This is a genomic window from Flavobacterium sp., assembly GCF_013822155.1.
GTDB lineage: Bacteria > Bacteroidota > Bacteroidia > Flavobacteriales > Flavobacteriaceae > Flavobacterium.
Genome location: NZ_PNJW01000176.1, coordinates 1 through 1,410 on the forward strand (window position 1 = coordinate 1; position 1,410 = coordinate 1,410).

At 33.7% G+C, this 1,410-nt stretch carries 3 protein-coding genes; 1 reads left to right on the top strand and 2 read right to left on the bottom strand.

Annotated elements, in window-relative coordinates; genetic code table 11:
- Positions 1-214 (top strand): hypothetical protein (locus C0512_RS15720; RefSeq protein ID WP_290863275.1); only part of this gene is annotated, 214 nt, incomplete at its 5' end.
- 6 nt (positions 215-220) lie between these two features.
- Here C0512_RS15720 and C0512_RS15725 read toward each other — a convergent pair.
- Both C0512_RS15725 and C0512_RS15730 read right to left on the bottom strand, forming a co-directional pair.
- Entirely contained in the window at positions 221-646 is a 426-nt protein-coding gene (locus C0512_RS15725; RefSeq protein ID WP_290863277.1) for a hypothetical protein, read from the bottom strand.
- 69 nt (positions 647-715) lie between these two features.
- The coding region (locus C0512_RS15730) for a hypothetical protein (RefSeq protein ID WP_290863279.1) at positions 716-1,410 on the bottom strand (695 nt) is incomplete at its 5' end.

A 1,410-nucleotide genomic window follows, 5' to 3' on the forward strand; every position in this document is an offset into this window, starting at 1 on the left:
ACTAGAAAAGTTACTTCAAATAAGACACCTCTATGCGCACAAAAATGGTGTGGTTGATGAAAAGTTTTTAAGCTTTTTTCCAGGACAATTTGAATTGAATGACAGCCATGAACAATCTCTGGACGAATTTCTTGATCACTTTAAATATATCGCAGATATTGCGCACCGTATAGATATTGCAGCTACAACCGTGCATAATCTGGCGACTATCTGATATTTGCTATATATTTTGAGAAATGAATCGATGAAATTCCTGTGCCCTGACAGTATCCTGGTTTTGACCATGAAGAATATGTATTGTGCCAAAGAAGTTTAACCAACCAATTTCTGCTGCAGTGATTTTATCTTGTGGATTATTGAATTTTTCTTCCTGAACAAAAAAGTAAAGTAAATTACTTTTTTGAAGTTCAATCAGTATATCTGCAGCGATTAGCTGCTCAGGAGTTGCATTGCCTGTTGGTGGTGTAACTTTTGGGCAAAAAGCGATAATATGACGGTCGTAAACCTGCCTTGGAAAGGTTTTAACCCAATCGAGCAATTTTTGTCCGTGATCATCATTTGACATTTTCCTAACCCTAACATTATATCCAGAAATGTGAACCGTTTTTTGGTGGCTATTGTTTCCTGTGATAATCTTTAAAGCCATAGACTTTCCCCAATTAGAGTGGCCGACATATATAAAAACTTTTTTCATTTTTTGATTTTTGGATATGAGTTAATCATTATTAATTTTAATGATTTCTATTGTTTTATTTTCTTCAATCCAAATAATATCTGCTATTTGGTCATTTACATCACCGACAATTTCGACATCAGAATATTGCAGTGTAATGTTTTCCTTGATTCCATATATATAACGATTGAATCCAAACTTAAACAAACCATCTGTACTTTTCGGATAATTTGAGAACCTCTTTGACGGATGATTATACTCTGGATTTAATAATTTAACAAGAGCCTTTTCTGCATCAAGTGATACAGTTTTTTTGTCAGGTACATTTTTGCCCTGCATATTTTCTACAAATGAATTTATATCGTCTTCTAATATTGAAATTTTATATGCATCTGTTACTCTAAATAACAGTAACATAATTTCATGGGTTGGCAATGAGCCACTAATTAAAGGTCTTTCAATTGATAAAATATCTTGCAGGGTGTAATGTCCGGTCAATCTTTCATGAATTGGTTGGTCGGTTGATTTACCAACATAATGAACCATGAATTTTGTAAAATGTTTAATATTTCCCGTAACCGTACTCTCTATTTCTTTATTCCAATGTAGGTGCAAAAATTTATCGGGACTTAACCATATGAGAAATTTGCCCTCGTGGTCATAAAATTTGCACCCATTTACCCCTTTTATTGGAATCCCTGTCTGAGACCAATTAGGATCATATGATCCGAACTCAA

Bases quoted from the DNA above. Each gene is read 5' to 3' on its own strand.
- C0512_RS15725 (WP_290863277.1), bottom strand. From the start codon at position 646: ATGGCTTTAAAGATTATCACAGGAAACAATAGCCACCAAAAAACGGTT.